Raw genomic sequence first — 15,058 nt, forward strand, 5'->3', positions numbered from 1 at the left:
AACAAACCCTCGCGAGAATCGATTTTTTGCGGCGTGTGGGCGATTGGTGGGCAAAAAAGGCACTCATAATGTTAAAAAATAAACCGAAAATTGTACAAAACAAAAGCGCGAGCGGCTTTTTGTTGGTGGGGTTTTGGGGTGCAAACCGCTCGGTGCAGAAACGGGTATTGGTGGAGAAATGGTTGATGGTGTGTTTAAGCACCGAGGTAAAGACCCCCTGTGTGTGCAAGCCTTTGTACGAAATTGGGGGCTGCCGATGTGCTGAACTCCCTCACGGAGGTGCGTTGCGTTTTATGCCGAACCCAAGTTTACAAAAAGAAATCTCCCAGCGGCATGGCGAACCATGCAACTGGGAGAGGTGCTTGGGTTACCCCCTACAAACGCCGAATTTCGGCAAAACGGGGGTAAGTGGAGCTTGGATGATGGCCGTTAGTCTGGCTTGCGGCCAGGTAGCGGCGTTTATTCGGCCGTGAACCAAAGGAGGAACAACCCGCCGTCTACCTCGGTTAGCATCGCCATCTCTTTCTCGGTGAGGGTTTGTATGCGCGAGTTGCGCAGGAGCATCGGGCCTAGGGGTATTCGGGTGTCTATGTCTACGCGCTTGTTCTTAACGCTCCATTTGCCGTCGGGGAAGGTCATCGACTTGGGAGAGGTCACGGTAAAGTTGAACTTGGAGTTGGGCAGGAACTCGAAATGCTTTACGGCCTTGTTGACAAACATGTGGTAGGGGTTTGTGCTAGTGTGGTCTACGATGATGCGCGAACGCTCTTGGTCGGACAGCCACTTGTGTTTTTGCAAGCCCTGTACAATTTGTTCGTCGGCGTATTGCTCTTCGGCAGCGGGCAAAGTAAGGTTGTTCACCTCGGCACTGGTGGCTCCGCTTTTCACTACCAGTTTCAGTTTTTGTTCATAGCCGGCCAGCAGGGGCAGTTTAAAGGTGTGTGTGCCGTTTTTGTCTGCTGTGGCTTGGTCTAGTGCTTTACCCCTTTCAACGTCTAAAACCAGGCTTAGCGATGCCTCGGCTGGGGCGTTGGCCACGTTTACGGTGGCGGTGTTGGTCTTGGTGTCTGCGGCCACTTGCACCTTCAACTCCTTGAGGTCGGGCTTCGGTAGGGGCGCGTTGCTGTTGTCGTCGTCGTTAGAACACGCGAATAAGAACATGGCGCAAAGCAGCGCCTGCATCCATAGTAGGGAGCGAATTGCTTTTTTTTGCATAGTGTTGTGTTGGTTTATGAGATTTTAGTTTGTGAGTTTATTAGTTTATGTGTTGATGAGGATATGGGTTTGTGGCTTTGTACGAACGTGGTTTTACGGGTTTCTGGAGATGTGGACTTGTACAGATAAGGGTTTGTTTGGCTGCTTGTTTGTTTGCCAGTGCGTTGGCATGTCAACTTACAGTTGGCCTACTGCCCCCTCGTTCCACAAGCCCCTTCGCCCCCCTCCCTTGGTGGGAGAGCGGGGAAGGGAGTGGTTGCCTTGTTCGTTTTATTACCATTTCGCCAGAATATGTTCGATTTTACTTCGCAACGTCGTTACCATATTCGTCTTGCGTAACCCACGAAGGGTAGTTAACAAGCTCGGTTTTCCCCTTGTCTACCCTTATTATGAAGTCGTCGCTCTTTTTAAAGTTGCTTCGTTTAAGGTTCTTAGGGAAGATAATCCGCTTAATCGGGTTGGTAAGATCATCATTTATCTTTATAAAACTAAGATTGTCTAAGCCCGTAAGGTCTAGAACCTCCGTATTTATCGAGCTTAAATCTAGCTTTTCTATCGTGGTTGGCATCTTTATAAGTTTAATTCGGGGCATGTCCGGCCTACTTTCTTCCACGCCTGTCGTCCATCCAAAATACAACTCACACCTTTTTAACTTGGTGTGGCTAAGGTCTAACGTCTTAACGGGGTCGATATAGTTGAAGGGTTTGAGGATAAGCGAGTCCAAGTTTTCGGGGTAAACGGTGTTGGCTGTTATGAATTGTTGCACTTCTAGCTCTCGCAGGCCTTGCACTTTGGTATAGTCTATCTGCGTTCCTACCTTGATGTCTGGCGGGCTGCTGGCAGGCAGGCTCAGAGACGTAACGGCGCAGGGTATGTCTTGGGGCAACATGGGCCACGCGTTAAAGTTGTATGCCAGTCGTTTCAGCTTGTTAATCTTGTCTAGGCCCACTATTTTCGCTTTTTTCTGCCTATTGCCCAGGCCTACTATCTCGAGGGTGTCTAGATACTGATTGAGCTTAATCTCCTCTACTTCATGTTGCTTGCTGCTTTGCTGATAAATAGAGAAATAGTTAATGCGGCTAGCACTAATGTCGAACGTGCGAAAACCCCTGTTGTTTGCATTATAATCGGTAGTGATGGTTAAGCTGCGCAAGTGGGGATTGGTAACTTTTATGTCGGGGTCTAGGATGTTGCAGGTCTCGAACTGCATTTTACGCGCCCTCGGGGTGTTGATGGTGTTTGCGTTGTATTCGCAATAACTTGCTTTAAACATAGGGAACACGTTTGTGGGCGCTTTTATTGCGGTGAGATCGCAGTGCTTAAACTCCATCCATGTTATCTTGTCGTTCTTCGAGAAGTCGTATCCGCTTACGTCTATGGGCTTAAAGGGGCGGTTGGGAAACCAAAGCGTGTAATCGAAGTTGCCGGCTTCAAAGATTAGTCGCACCTCTTCTAGCTTTGTAAGCTTGTCTAGGTCGAGCATTTTTGTTATCTGCGCCTCGGTTATGTAAATGCTTTTCGTGTTTGGAAAGTTGCCTGCTCCCCACAACGTAACGTCTTGCCCCAGGCCTTTGAACTCGGCATACTGGTTGAATTGCAGAATATGCTCTATCTTTTCTGGCGGCAGGTTCTCTTCGTTTTTCATCTTTAAGAAGAGCGAGTCGCCGTTGGGCAAAAGGTATGCGAAGCCGTCTTTGAGGGCTTTTGCGTGGTAGAAGTTGATGATGCGTTCGCCCTCTTTGCGGTTAGCCTCATCGGTAAGCTTGGGCAAATTGGCACGTGCCTGCTCAAAGCGGTAAGCTCGGGCGTAGTCGGTAACGCGCTCTTTGATGAATTCCTGGTATTGGGCGGTGTTCTCGTTCAGCTCCACATCGTCTTGAACGACGTTGAGCAAGTCGCCCTTTTGGCACGAGTTCAGGGCAAGTGCCAGGGCCGTTGTGGCGGCCAGTGTGATATATGTTTTGTTCATTGTAGCTTTGTGTTAGGGTTGTGTCAACGTTTTTGCGGTTTCTCTAACGCCTTTAACATCGGTTAAAGTGGCGATGGGCTGCTTGAGCATGAAGAGATAATAGGTTTCTTGCGGCGATGAAATGCGGAACCATGCGCCCGTGTTTGTGGGCTTGATGTACTCGATGATGTAGTAATAGTTTTTCCAAACCTTTACGGCATCGCCGTTGTCGTTGCTGAGTAGCACGTCGAGCGGGCGTTGGTCTGTTGGAACACGGAAGAGTGCTTCGCCCACACTGATGAACGGCAGCTCGTTTGTTTCGACGATAATGCGGTTGCCTTGCGTGCGCCAAGTGCCTTTTACCATGATGTTCTTGTCTTCAACCTGCGATGCCCAAGGGCGGAACGCCGTCTCTTTAACGACGGATGGAATGTCTATGTACACGTTGCCGTCTTGTGCGAAGTTGAATTTCGCCCCGTAAACAAGGGATGGTGTCTTGGTGAGGAAGTCGTTAACGAAAGTTGTTCGGATGGCCAATTGGGGTATTTCGAATTTACTTTCCGATTCGCTTGAATAGGGCGACATTTCCCAAGCGGTGTTGTTGAACAGGGCCTTGTCTATGGGTTGTCGGCTAACTTGCATGCCGTCGAACCATGCTTGCCCCATGTTGCGCAGGTCGGGAAATTCTGTTGGCGAGCCGCCTTCCAGCACCGAGCCTCCGTTAAAGAAGTCTATCATCATCACGCGGTCGCCTGCGTCAACGTATGCGCGTATCATGGCCACGTTGTCTTTGGTTTGCAGGTCCATCACCTTCACGCGTAAGGTGGCATATCCCACGGGTGTTTTGGTGTCGATGATAACGGTGTTGGGGTCGGTTGGCGATGTTTTCCACTTGCCCCTGCAAAGGAGGAATTGGTATTTCGTAAGCGGTGGATAGAAGATGAGCGTGGAGGTGCCGTCTCTTTGCAGCTCCATGCCCAGCCATGCCATAGAGTAGAGCATGCCTTCGAATGGGCCAGAGGCCTTATTGCTGAAGTTGGTGCTGCTCCACGACTCGTTGGGAATGTTCAAGTTCACGTCTTTAAACCATGTGGTGGAGGTGAGTTTCTGCACCACGGGGTTGTTCAGGTCGGGTACGGAGGCCTCTTGGTGTACGTCTATAACGTTGCGTTGGTCGCATGCAGCGAACAAAGTGGCGAGCGACAAGGCCGCCAAAACGATGTGTTTCATTATATGCGGGGTTTTAAATGTTAATTTCTATGGCCGCCGATAGATAGCGGCGAGGCTGTGTGAAGCGTGCGAGCGACTTGCGCCCGTCTTTAAAGAAGAGGTTGATGTTGCCCAGCAAGGCGGGGTTGGTGAGCTGCCGCAGGTCGTCCCAGCGGTGATATTGGGTGTCGAAGAGGTTGTACACGCCCGCCCTCAGCGTGATGTGGCCACCTATTTTATAATAGGCATAGAGGTCGAAGGTGTATGCGTTCTCTAAAAATGCGGCAGGAAAACGGCGAATGATGTCGCGTCCGGAGGCATCGCGGTCCCAAAATGTGGTTTGCGAAATGGGCTTGGCGAAGTGGAAATTCATCTTGGCGTTAACCTCCCAACGCTTATTTGCACTGGTGTAGGCTAGCCCTAGGTTTCCGGCAAGCGGCTGAACGCTGAGCATGCTCATGCCCGAAGACGACTCGCCCTGTGCGTAACTCCACGCCGACGACAGCGAAATGCCGCGTAAGGCGGGCCACCAAGCATCTGGATACAGTTGCAGTGCGGCATCGAAACCTACAAGATGGGCGCGGTCGCGGTTAACGTTGGTTACGTAGGCCAGGCGTTTTTCTTGCGGCATAAGTGGCTCGCTCACCGTGAGCAGGCCTTGCCGAAGCTCGATAAAGTCGGAGTAATGGTTGTAATAGGCACTGAACATGTAGGCCAGGGCATTGGTTTTGCCTGTTATTTCCAACTCGTGATTGATGGATTTTTCGGGCTTCAGGTCGCGGTTTGCCATCACAAGGAACGATGGCCACGTGCTGTAGAACTGGAAATATTGCTCTTCGATGTTGGGTACACGATAGCCAGTGGAGAACTTGTAGGCCAAATTGAGCCACGGTTTGGGCGTGTATGCCAGTACGGCCAGTGCCGAAAGGCCACCCTGGGTGTTGCGTATCGGACTGAAATCCATGTTCGCTCCCTGCACGTTTTGCAGCAGGTAGGCAATGTATCCGGTGTTGCGCGCCTGCGTGTCGGCATCGTCTGTTGTGCGGAAAAGGTCGTAACGCACGCCCAGTTTAAGGTTCAGCACGGGCGAAAGCGTGGCTTCGTCTAGCAGCGACAGGGCCAAGTTGAACCGCTTGATGGGGTTTACAAAGGCGTAAGCTTCGGCCGTGGTGCCCATGTTCTCGCCCAAAAGATACACCTTTCCGTGCTTAACGGTGTAGCCGTCTACGCTGTTTGCTGCTACGGGATTTTCCACATCCACGTTGCGCGAGTTGTAATTGCGCAGCGAAGTGGTGGCAGTTAGGTTTAGGCTGTGTTGGCCTAGCGCGCCAAGGGGCAGCTTACGGGTGTCGGCCGAGAGGCGTAACAGGGCGTCGCCAATCTCTTGTGCGCGGTATTTGTCGCGCTTGCCCTCGTGCAACAGGGTCATGTCGCCGTTGTGCTTGTCGAAGTTTGGACGATAATAGTCTGTCCACGTAGTGGCATCGAGATACGAAACCTGATAGTGTAGCCTGGCAGCGAACTTCTTAACCAGTGCTTCGTCTGACGTGAAGCGGTAGCCGGCAGAAGCCTGTCGGGTGAGCGATTGGTCGTGCGAATAATAATAAGGCTTGCCTTCTGCCGTGAAAGCGTCTATGGGTTCGAGTGTCCAGACCTCGGCATCAGCCTTTCGGTTCATCGCGTAGAAGGCCGCATCAATGCGGTGGTGCTCGTTGGGCGCATAGGCAAGTTTGGCCAACCAGGCGTGTTGTGTAAAGGAGGTGGGGTCTGTTTGGGTAGAGGTGATGTTGCGGGTTCGCGCTCCGTGTGCGAAGTTTCGCAACTCGTTGCCGTCGCGGCGGGTAACCATGAGCAACGCTTCCCATTGTTTCCACAGGGCTGCTGCCCCTCCGATGAACGAGCGTAGGTTGTCTTTACCGTTATATCCTGCGTGGGCGAACCCTCCCCATTGGCCTTTCGTTATCAGGTCGCGTGCGTTTTTGGTGTTGTAGTTCACCGTTCCGCCCAGTGCTCCGTTGCCAGATACGAACGAGTTTGCACCCCTTTGTATCTCTACCGATGAGGCCAGATAGGGGTCGAAGTCTATCCGCGAGGCATTGGAAAGGCCATACGAGCTGAACACGACATTGTCTTGGATGTCGGGTTGTAATATCCCGTCTACGCTTATTGCCACCCTGTTGGCCTCTACACCGCGCATGGCGAAGCCCCGCATGCCGCCGCGCGACCCCGATATCGACACGCCCACGGAGGGCATGTAGCGCACAAGGTCGGTCATGTCGGCAGGCATTTCCACCTTAAGCTGTTCTGCCGTTTGCTTAATCATGCCCACGGCACGCGCTCCGCGATTGGCTTTCACCACCACTTCTTTGATGTTGTGCGCACGTGTGGTGTCGTTAACGACGGCTTGCGCGCTGACAATTGCGGGCACGAAGCACGCAAACAAGAGTGGCCAGGCAAGCAAAACGCCTGGCTTGCAGTGTGCCAACGCTGCGCGGATGGTTTGCCCACTAAGGGCATCGGCAGTTGTATGTGTATGTCTTTTCATCCGTTTATCAGCGTTAGTTTCTTGGTGTAGGGCTTCATCTTGATGCTTCTCCCGTTGGCATTGAAAGGCGTTCCCACCGCTATGGGAGCTTGCGCGCCGTCTATGAGGATAGACTTGAGGGCAAGTTCGAACGTGGGTTTCGACCCTTTCTGCGTTTTTCCACCGGGCAACAAGATGCTGCCGCCATCGGTTTGCGTGAGGCTGAAGACGAACGAAGCCGTTGCCTCGCCCCAGTTTAAGAACCGTGGCGGCACGCGCTTAAACGTTAGCGTGTGCTCGTTGGCTCGGTATTCGTAAAGCAGACCGCGCAGGGGAATGCGCAATGTGCCCTCCGTCCCGCCATTGTCTATGGATAGGAGCAGTTCGGGTTGTGAAAAATTGGCCACCTCGTTGTGCAGGTCGAACCACAGGTAGGTGTTGCTTTCGTCTATCACGAATATCTTCGAAAGCAGCAAGGCGTTGTCGGCATCCATCTCAGAGGGTTGCGCCTGTTGGAAAGTGTCGTTGTCGTCTAGCTCCCGACCGATGCACCCCGAAAGGGAAAACAACATCGTGAGCAGGGCGGCTAGCAACTTAAAGTGTGGCATAGGGCTCATTTTTTCGGGGTTAGGGTTATTTGCTTAAAGGGTTCGGGATAGCTTGCTTCGAATGTTTTGTCGGCATACGAGGTTAGGAATTGCTTGATTTGAACGAACAACCCGATGCGGGGCTGGCTCAAAACGAGGTTCTTGCCATTACGTTGATAGGTAAACTCGTAGTACCATTCGCGCTTCACATCACCATACCCATCAGAGAAGTTGGAAGTATTCTTCATTGGGATGCGGAAGAATATCTTGTTGCCGTAGGTGGCGTAGCGCATGGGCGTTTCGCTCATGTTAGCTTCGAGCCAGTCGCCATCGCCGTTGAAGCGTTTGCTGTATTCCTCAACGGCAGGCAAAAGAAAGAAACGTTGGGCCTTCACTGTATTGTCGGCATTAAGCGTAAAGTCGAAGGCGAACTCTTTCATCGACTTGTACACGCCCTCGTTCAGGTCGGCAACGTTTTCTCGAATGCTGTCTATGTCGAACGTCCAGGTCCATTGTGTGCCGGTGATGTCTTTGGGCGGAGCTTGTGTTTTGCTGCTCAATTGGTCTACATACTTCTGAGTTTCTTTGTCTATCTGTGCCACAAGTTCTTTCAATCGTTGGTATCTCTCGCCGCTACGCAGGCGGTAGGGCAGCTCGTAGAGCGTGCTTCCGCTCGAGATGAGCAACTGGTTGCGCGCTATGTACATGTCGAACAGCGTGTTTTGGCTCATCTTTGAAGGTACGTCGCGGGCGTCTCTGTTAAGTCTTACGGCAATTTGCACCAGTGTTTGAAAGGCGCGGACGTCGTCGTCGGCCAACAGATTGTGGTCGTCGGTTACGAGATCGCTGAACACTAGCTGGTTAAACTGCTCCTCTGCTTTGTCTGGCGACTCGAAGGCGAGGTTGAAAAGTTGGTCGAATTTGTCGGCCAGTTGCTGTTTGGCGACAAGTGCGCGCTCGTTTTCGTCTAGCTCGGATGTGGTACAGCCTACAAGGAAAAAGGCGAACAGGCCTGTAAATGCGATGGCAAACCAACGCTGGGCTTGGATGAGTGCTTTGTTTGAGTTTGGCATAGTTGTTCTATTTTTTATTTAGTTTATGGTGATGTAGTTGTCGGTTCTGTTATTTAGCCGCTTCGACATTCACCACCACAGGTAGGATGTTGGGGAAGATGCGCAGAACAAGCTTGTTGTCTTTCCATGTTCCTTCGGCAGTAGCCCTGTCTGTTTCAAAACCTTTGGGGTCGGGAATGGCTATGCCGCCAGGTGCTTGCCCCGGCTTTACGCTTTCTCCGTTGTGCGGTGTGGCCTTAAAAAATCCCTTTACCGACTTAAGCTGTAGCTCGCCGTTTTTCCCTGGGGTTACGTCGAGTGTGAAATCAACGGCCATGTCGAAAGGCATGCGCGATGCTAAGGGCTTGCCGTCTTCGCCGAGGAAGGGCGCGTTGAAACCTTCGTAGTGTATGCGCACTTGTTGTGCATCGGCCGCACGCTCTATATATAAGGTGTGCGGCCCTTCGGCCATTTTCTTGTTGCCCATTGTAGGGGCGATGGTGGCCTTGTATGTGCCAACCATGCGGGTAACGATGCTGTTGTCAACTTCATTGTCGTCTGAACTGCTGCAAGCGGTGGTCAAACTCATGCCCATGACGAGCATAAGGAGCAATGCGGAAAGGTTTTTAATACTTATAGTTCTCATATGTTGATTGTTTTTTTAGCCCAACTTGCTGTTGGGGAAAGGTGAATAATGCTGGCTGCTGGGCGGTAAAACGCTTTGTTTGCTATGCTTTCGGTGCAGGCGCAGCCATTTCTCATGCACCGATAAGCGGTTAAGGTGTGGGCATTTGCTTTTTGCCCTGCCACCTGATTTTCATCGGAACGGGCAACATCAGGTCGATAATGGCGTATATTTCGCCTTTCGATTTGAGGTAAAAGCCCTCCATTTCGGCATCGTCGCTTTCGGGAAGCGGCAGCCCGATGGTTTTTCCGTGGTCGCTCGTATGCACCGAGCCGTCTTTGCCTGCTAGGCGGATGGTGTCGCCAGGCGTGTCGGTGAGCAATAGTTTCATGTTTATCGACATGTAGAGCGGCATGAACTGGGTGTGGAAATCAACCACGCGGAGTTGCAACCACCCGTTGTTGTTCGCTGTGAGCGGCACTATTGCATCCCCACCAGTGAAGTAAAGGCGAGGCGTTACGCGGTCGGCATCGTAGTAAATAAGGTCGAGCCGCGAGTCGTACAGCCCTGCCACAAGCTTGGCTTGCGCTTGAGTGTGCAGGTTAGAGTCGGCATACTCGTTGCGGTTGGGCAGCAGTTGGTCGGCCCGTTCCAGGTCGGGCGAGCGCATGTTGTCGGTGCATGCCCCCACAAACGTTGTTGTAAGGAGGGCAAGTGCAAGCCCAATGGCCGCCCCGCGCAGTTGGGATATGTTGTGTGCAACCATCGCTAAGCCCGTTTTCGCGCCACCATCGAGATGGCTTGGATGTTCTTGTCGTGCTTCCTAAATATGCTCCGCATGTGCAAAACGCGTTTCCGGGCAGGGGCATTGCGAAGCATGCGCCAAACGATGCGCAGGAAACCGCCCCATCCTTCGTCGGCCACCACGCGGCGCCATTCTAGCAGGTGCATGGGGCTTTGTTTTGTCCATACTACCTCGAAGCCGTTTTCTTCAAGCACGGCGCGCCATGCCGAGAGCGTTAGTGGGCGCACATTGGTCTTGATGCTATGTGCAAGGTCCTTCTCAATGGTGCGTTGTAGCTCGCTGCCCGCGTCGTCGGGACAGATTACAATTTCGTGAATGGCGTACAGTCCGCCCGCTTTCAGCAGTCGTGCCGCCTCTCTTACAATGGCGTTTTTCTGCGGTGCGCTCTGCATGGTGAGCATCGCCTCGCCGTACACCTTTGTTGCACAGGCATCGGGTAGCCCTGTTTGTGCGGCATCGGCCGCCACTACGCGCATGTTGGCATAGTTTACGTTGTGCCGAACACGGCTGGCGGCCTCTTCGTTCAGCTCTACGGCGGTGTACGAGTGTGGCTTATGGGCTACGGTTAGGCGGGCCGTTTGTCCCAATCCTGGTGCAAACTCCACCACGTCATCGGTCTCGTTGATGTTCATTGCCTCTAACATTTGGGCGGTAAGTTCGCGTCCTCCTGGTCTAAGCACCCTTTTTCCAAGTTTGGCAAGCACCCAATGGCCTTGCTCCATGTTCATTTTTTTCTCGGTCATGATGGTTATATGTTAAGTTCAACGGTGTAAAACATTTCTGTTGTTTAAGGAGGCAATGCCTACATTTGCCACGTTATGCCCCCAAATATGCAGCGCGGCTGGGCGGGAATGAAGAACGCCATCTGCTTTGCAGAGAAGTTGGGGAAGGGGATGGGCGGGTTATGTATCTCGTCGCTGATAACGTAGCTGGAGGCGTAACGGCTGTTGGCCACGTTCTTCATCTCTACGTACAGGCTGATGTTTTTGCCCAGTGCGTAGGCCGCACGCACGTTCCACACGCGGTATGCGGGCTGAAACATGGTGTTGGTGTGGTCGATGGGGGTTTCGCCTGGTTTCCATTCCACTTGTGCCGCAATGCTAAGACCGCACGAATGCTCGTATTCGGCCGACAGGTTCAGATAGTGTTGGGGTATGCCTGCCAGGCGTTTGCCTTGGTATTTGCCGCCGCTGAAACGGAAGTCGCTGAAGTCGTACACTCCGCCAAGGGTCAGCTTACCCGCGTTTATGCCCCAAGGATTGTCGGCTACAACGGCGTTTAGCCCCACTTCCACACCCTGATGTAGGGTTGTGGGATAGTTCTCGGTGCGCTTGATGCCGCGCACGTAGTCTTTAACTTCTAGTATTTCATTGCGTACCCACGAACGGTAGGCGGCCACATTCCACGAAAAACGCGTCGTCCGTCCCTTGCTTCCCAGTTCCAAGGTGGTGGCCGTTTGCTTGTCTAAGGCAATGGCGTAAAGCCGCTTAGGGCTGGTGTTGATGTTGGTTGTTACCTCCGTGCCAACCAGTTCGTCGAAGGTTGGCGGCTCATAACTTCGGCTTAGGTTGCCAAACAGCTGCACGTCTTCGCCCTTAAAGGGACTGTATATCAACCCTATGCGTGGGTTGAAGGCCGCAAAGTGTTGGTTGAGCGTTATGCTTTGCGAACGAAAGTAGCGGTACTTTTTGGACATGTGGCTGTACCACGGCCGAAGGTCGGGCTGTGGAAAGCGGTCGCTGCTGTTGCGCTCGTTGTACACGAGGTGGGCATCGGCCACGAAATTCAGTTTCGACGTCAGCCTGATCAAGTCTTCTGCAAAGAGAGTCAGGTTGCGCGCTTGCAGGTTGTCGTGGGCAAACATAAACGATTCTAGCCCGTCTTTGTTGATATAGGTGCGGCGATCTATTTGTCCTGCCGATGCAACAAGGCCTGCACGCAGGTTGTGTTTGCCTGTGTTGAGGCGGTAGCTGACGGTCAGTCCGCCATCGTGATGAAACGAGTGGGGGATGGAAATGGTGATGGGAAACACAAATTGGTCGTTGGCATATTGGTAATACACGGCAGCCACGAGGTCGCTGTTGGCGTTGAAGCGGATACCCGTGCGGTTGGCCACGCGTATCATGCGCGCAAAACGGCGTGGCTTATCGCGCAAAACGTTCGGCCCCATGCTGAAAGGAAGGTCTACGCCGGCGTTAACTTGCTTGGGGTTGTCCATCAGTTGCTGCATGTTGAGCGGCCCTGGAAACTGGAATTTCAGCCAGGTGAAGTGCAGGTACGTACGATTTTCCACATGCCCATTAAGGTTTTTCAGCCCATAGTTGGCCGCAATGCTCCATCGGGTGTTGCGGTTGTAAAGCCGGTGCCCGTCTTGCGCGCTGTACGACGTGCTTATGTGGGCATCGCTTGTTTGCCAACGGTATCCCATGCTTGCAGCCACAGCCCTGTAACCATAGCTTCCGGCTTCTACCTTTACGAGCGTGTTAGCCCCATGTTGCTTGTTGGCCGTGGGCGAAACGAAGTTGATGGCTCCGCCAAGGGTGCTTGCACCGAAGTTTAGGGCGTTGGCTCCTTTAAACACTTCAACGAAGTGGGCCGTCATGGGGTCCATCACGCCGATGATGTAAGAGCCGTCGGCAAAGTTCACGGGTATGCCGTCTTGCAGCAGGTACACGCCCCTGCGTTGTGGGTTGCTTTGTATGCCCGAACCGCGGATGTTGAGTCGGGGTTGGTCGTTCAGTCCGAAGAACTCTTGAATGATAACGCCTGGTTGCATGGCCAACGCATCTTTCAGCGTAGACAGCCGTTGCCGTAGGGGCGACATCTGCACCAGCGATGTGCTTCCGGCAATGAGCCGTTGCTCGTTTAGGGCTTGTGCCACGGTGGGTTGCGTTAGCTGTCGGGGTGCCAGCACGTTTACTTCTTTGAGGTTTACCACGCGTGGCAGCGTGTTTCGTGCCTTATCGGCTTGGGTGCTGTCGTTGTCTGTGGCGTTTGGCAGGGCATGGTGTAGATGGTATGGTGGCCTTGCTGCCATCCAACTCGTCATGGTGAACCAAAATGCTAAGCCAAGCTTCAAGCGTGCGTCCATTTTTTTTGTTAATTTTTGCTGCAAAGTTAGAGTCGCAAACCAACAAGAAGAGTAACAAATGTTACCGAAAATGCAAAATACCTAGTTTTAGGTAGGCTGCTGAGAGGAGGGGAAAAGTGGGGGTGTTGCCGCCTGTTCGCAAAGCGATGCCGGCAGATGTGCTTCGTCTGTCTTTTGTGTCGTTGTGCGTATCTTCCATCGTTTTAAAAGTTTACAGCCCTTGCGGCTTGTATGTACAAAACCTTACCGGCGCACAAACGTGCAAAAAACACACTTGCGCATTTGGGGCTTGCAAATGCGGTTTCGTACTTAGAAGAGGATAAACGGATACACTCACCACTCGCAGGCATAGAAGATTGCTAACGCATAAACTCTCGAAAGCCACCAGTTGCTGAATGCGTCAACCCGCAAACGCATCAGCTTTAAAAGTTAATTCTTTGCTTTGTTTTTACAATGTTGCTCTAAATTTTGCTCCGTTCTAGCGAGAATAAAGGTCGAAAAATGGGTAATTGGACACTATTTCTAGCTTTTTATGTCTTTTGTTTTGTCTCTTTTTGAGAAAACAACTTGCGTTTTGCACCATTTAGCCTTTCTATTTTGGTTGAATGCTCGTGTTTTTTCAAGTCCAATTGCCCCCATTTTACCCCTAAAACCCCGTTTTTTAAGGTTCTTCCGTTAAATGCGTAGATGAGGAATTTTGTTTTTAGTAAGGATGAATTTTTAATATCATTTCTCGCCATTTCTACTATCCTCATTTTTAGTTAGTTATATTTTCTGTTGTTGCCTTATTAGGTGGCGAATCTGTTTACCCGTAAAAGTTAATTATTGTACAAATCTATCCATTTAACGGAAGAACCTTTTTTAACCCCTATTTTACCCTTTTCGGCCATGTTTTTCATCGCTCTAAAAGGTTTTGTTTATGCAATTGCAGTGGATGTTTATGCTTTTTGCCTTGCGTTTAGCGGCATTTTACCCTGCGTTTTGCACCATTTCGCCTTGCATTTAGCACCAAAACACACTGCATTTTGTACCAAAACGCACTGCGTTTAGCACCAGAACGCAGTGTATTTAGCGGCAAAATGCCCCAAATGTGGTGTAAATGGCGGTGTTTTGAAATAAATATTCATTTTATCGTATTCACAAACTAACCCCTTTTTGCATCAAAACAAACCTTCGCGAGAATCGATTTTTTGCGCAGGGTGAGCGGTTGGTAGGCAAAAACGGCAGCCATAATGTTAAATTTTGTGCTGAAAACTTTACATGAGTGCGACAGGTGTAGTGTTGTTGCGGTGCATTTCTTTTCTTTTGTTGTGGGGTTTCTTTGTGGGGTTAGCTTTATTTGCCGTGCTTAGGGTTGGCTTTTCCCCATTGTGTAAGGTTAAACTTGCCTGTCTAGCCAAGCTGGTTTGTCTAGTTAGTTTAGCCTGTCTGGTCTTTGTGGTGTCGGTATTAGCATGGCTGGTTTGTTAAACCATGCAATATGGTTTAAGTCTTCAATGTGTTATTTGTTGCTCTGGTTGTACTCTAATTTTGTTCTTTTTGCGGAGTGTTTAATTTATATATATAAGGTGTAATGGTGTTTTTAAGCGCGCAAAGTGTTTCAAAATGTTAAATATAGGACTGAATTGAATGTTTTTCTTGTGAATGTTTTGCGGGAAATGAAAAAGTGTATACCTTTGCATCCGCTTTCGGGAACGAAGTTCTCCGTTTGCAATCAAGAAAGAGTTCATTGAAAGATTTACATAGACAGTAGTAGTACAAGAGCAGACGTGCTTGTTCTTTATGGGATGGGCGCGTTTGGGTAGAACATTAAGAACCGTCGGTTCTCCCAGGTCTTTGTTATTAAAGATGTGGGTTAACCGGTACAGGTGAGTGGAACTACGATAGATTTGGGTGCTCGTCCTGATGGGATAATGCCGCAAGGCATAAAACTTTTAGCGTTGTTCTTTTTCTTTCATGGATAAAGAAAAATGCGCAGACATTTTACAATGGAGAGTTTGAT

At 51.0% G+C, this 15,058-nt stretch carries 13 protein-coding genes; 1 reads left to right on the forward strand and 12 read right to left on the reverse strand.

The annotated features are described in order from the left end of the window. Nucleotides 1–473, forward strand: a 473-nt coding sequence (locus HMPREF2955_RS16705; RefSeq protein ID WP_210401337.1) for a hypothetical protein, incomplete at its 5' end; no start/stop codon positions are given. Here the strand turns inward: HMPREF2955_RS16705 and HMPREF2955_RS14605 are convergent. The 12 genes from HMPREF2955_RS14605 to HMPREF2955_RS14655 form a co-directional block, all read right to left on the reverse strand. Then, nucleotides 460–1,215 (reverse strand): hypothetical protein, encoded by a 756-nt coding sequence (locus HMPREF2955_RS14605; RefSeq protein WP_070724113.1) that lies wholly within the window; start codon nt 1,213–1,215, stop codon nt 460–462. The genes HMPREF2955_RS16705 and HMPREF2955_RS14605 overlap by 14 nt on opposite strands. Before the next feature lie 301 nt (nt 1,216–1,516). Further along, complete coding sequence (locus HMPREF2955_RS14610) at nt 1,517–3,184, reverse strand: hypothetical protein (protein ID WP_070724114.1); 1,668 nt, start codon at nt 3,182–3,184, stop codon at nt 1,517–1,519. 12 nt (nt 3,185–3,196) lie between these two features. After that, on the reverse strand, nt 3,197–4,393 hold the full coding sequence (locus tag HMPREF2955_RS14615) for a hypothetical protein (protein ID WP_070724115.1): 1,197 nt from the start codon (nt 4,391–4,393) through the stop codon (nt 3,197–3,199). Between the two features lie 13 nt (nt 4,394–4,406). Beyond that, nucleotides 4,407–6,917: a TonB-dependent hemoglobin/transferrin/lactoferrin family receptor gene (locus HMPREF2955_RS14620; protein WP_070724116.1), complete on the reverse strand. Its 2,511-nt coding sequence runs from the start codon at nt 6,915–6,917 to the stop codon at nt 4,407–4,409. Further along, nucleotides 6,914–7,504 carry a hypothetical protein gene (locus HMPREF2955_RS14625; protein WP_246830182.1) on the reverse strand — a complete coding sequence of 197 codons (591 nt, stop codon included), beginning with the start codon at nt 7,502–7,504 and terminating at the stop codon, nt 6,914–6,916. The genes HMPREF2955_RS14620 and HMPREF2955_RS14625 overlap by 4 nt, the downstream gene beginning before the upstream one ends. Before the next feature lie 5 nt (nt 7,505–7,509). Next, on the reverse strand, nt 7,510–8,556 hold the full coding sequence (locus HMPREF2955_RS14630) for a hypothetical protein (protein WP_070724118.1): 1,047 nt from the start codon (nt 8,554–8,556) through the stop codon (nt 7,510–7,512). A 49-nt stretch (nt 8,557–8,605) separates the two neighbouring features. Beyond that, nucleotides 8,606–9,181, reverse strand: coding sequence for a hypothetical protein (locus HMPREF2955_RS14635; protein WP_070724119.1), 576 nt, complete (start codon nt 9,179–9,181; stop codon nt 8,606–8,608). 130 nt (nt 9,182–9,311) lie between these two features. After that, nucleotides 9,312–9,926, reverse strand: a complete 615-nt coding sequence (locus HMPREF2955_RS14640) for a hypothetical protein (protein ID WP_070724120.1) — start codon at nt 9,924–9,926, stop codon at nt 9,312–9,314. A 2-nt stretch (nt 9,927–9,928) separates the two neighbouring features. Beyond that, on the reverse strand, nt 9,929–10,708 hold the full coding sequence (locus tag HMPREF2955_RS14645; protein ID WP_070724121.1) for a class I SAM-dependent methyltransferase: 780 nt from the start codon (nt 10,706–10,708) through the stop codon (nt 9,929–9,931). Nucleotides 10,709–10,767: 59 nt separating this feature from the next. Continuing rightward, nucleotides 10,768–13,056, reverse strand: coding sequence for a TonB-dependent receptor family protein (locus HMPREF2955_RS14650; protein ID WP_070724122.1), 2,289 nt, complete (start codon nt 13,054–13,056; stop codon nt 10,768–10,770). Nucleotides 13,057–13,117: 61 nt separating this feature from the next. Then, nucleotides 13,118–13,255 (reverse strand): hypothetical protein, encoded by a 138-nt coding sequence (locus tag HMPREF2955_RS16400; protein ID WP_168166914.1) that lies wholly within the window; start codon nt 13,253–13,255, stop codon nt 13,118–13,120. A gap of 331 nt (nt 13,256–13,586) precedes the next feature. Continuing rightward, nucleotides 13,587–13,811: a hypothetical protein gene (locus HMPREF2955_RS14655; protein WP_070724123.1), complete on the reverse strand. Its 225-nt coding sequence runs from the start codon at nt 13,809–13,811 to the stop codon at nt 13,587–13,589. Between the last annotated feature and the right edge of the window lie 1,247 nt (nt 13,812–15,058).

This window comes from Prevotella sp. HMSC073D09, assembly GCF_001814145.1.
Classification (GTDB): Bacteria; Bacteroidota; Bacteroidia; order Bacteroidales; family Bacteroidaceae; genus Prevotella; species Prevotella conceptionensis.

Coding starts and splice junctions, on each gene's coding strand:
- HMPREF2955_RS14625 (WP_246830182.1), bottom strand. CDS start 7,504: ATGCCACACTTTAAGTTGCTAGCCGCCCTGCTCACGATGTTGTTTTCC.
- HMPREF2955_RS14630 (WP_070724118.1), bottom strand. CDS start 8,556: ATGCCAAACTCAAACAAAGCACTCATCCAAGCCCAGCGTTGGTTTGCC.
- HMPREF2955_RS14615 (WP_070724115.1), bottom strand. CDS start 4,393: ATGAAACACATCGTTTTGGCGGCCTTGTCGCTCGCCACTTTGTTCGCT.
- HMPREF2955_RS14650 (WP_070724122.1), bottom strand. CDS start 13,056: ATGGACGCACGCTTGAAGCTTGGCTTAGCATTTTGGTTCACCATGACG.
- HMPREF2955_RS14645 (WP_070724121.1), bottom strand. CDS start 10,708: ATGACCGAGAAAAAAATGAACATGGAGCAAGGCCATTGGGTGCTTGCC.
- HMPREF2955_RS14620 (WP_070724116.1), bottom strand. CDS start 6,917: ATGAAAAGACATACACATACAACTGCCGATGCCCTTAGTGGGCAAACC.
- HMPREF2955_RS14655 (WP_070724123.1), bottom strand. CDS start 13,811: ATGAGGATAGTAGAAATGGCGAGAAATGATATTAAAAATTCATCCTTA.
- HMPREF2955_RS14605 (WP_070724113.1), bottom strand. CDS start 1,215: ATGCAAAAAAAAGCAATTCGCTCCCTACTATGGATGCAGGCGCTGCTT.
- HMPREF2955_RS16400 (WP_168166914.1), bottom strand. CDS start 13,255: ATGGAAGATACGCACAACGACACAAAAGACAGACGAAGCACATCTGCC.
- HMPREF2955_RS14610 (WP_070724114.1), bottom strand. CDS start 3,184: ATGAACAAAACATATATCACACTGGCCGCCACAACGGCCCTGGCACTT.
- HMPREF2955_RS14635 (WP_070724119.1), bottom strand. CDS start 9,181: ATGAGAACTATAAGTATTAAAAACCTTTCCGCATTGCTCCTTATGCTC.
- HMPREF2955_RS14640 (WP_070724120.1), bottom strand. CDS start 9,926: ATGGTTGCACACAACATATCCCAACTGCGCGGGGCGGCCATTGGGCTT.